The 309-nt window shown below is 55.3% G+C and carries 1 protein-coding gene; it reads left to right on the top strand.

All coding sequences use genetic code 11. The features are described 5' to 3' along the window. Window positions 1-70: 70 nt before the first annotated feature. Window positions 71-309, top strand: a 239-nt coding sequence (locus ACTHS3_RS17595) for a Sir2 family NAD-dependent protein deacetylase (protein ID WP_440368709.1), incomplete at its 3' end; no start/stop codon positions are given.

The following is a 309-nucleotide window of genomic DNA, read 5'->3' as shown; positions in this document are numbered from 1 at the left end:
AAATCGAAGAAGCCATGGGCAAACTCGAGCGCTTCTTGCAGACTTACCGGCAATAAGGCGGGATAACGATATGAAAAAATGCGTTGTCCTGACCGGCGCGGGAATCAGCGCCGACAGCGGGTTGCTGACTTTCCGCGATGCGGGCGGTTTGTGGGAAGGGCATAGGGTTACAGATGTCTGCACGCCCGAAGCCTTGGCGCGCAATCCTAAGCTTGTGATTGATTTTTATAACCAGCGCAGGCTTCAGGCAAACGCCGCCGAGCCGAACGCCGCACATTTGGCGTTGGTCAAGCTGGCGCAATATTACGA

The sequence above is a fragment of the Neisseria sp. P0009.S007 genome, from assembly GCF_051962515.1.
Note: the sequence above shows the minus strand (reverse complement) of the source record. Positions and strands in the feature narration are given on the sequence as shown.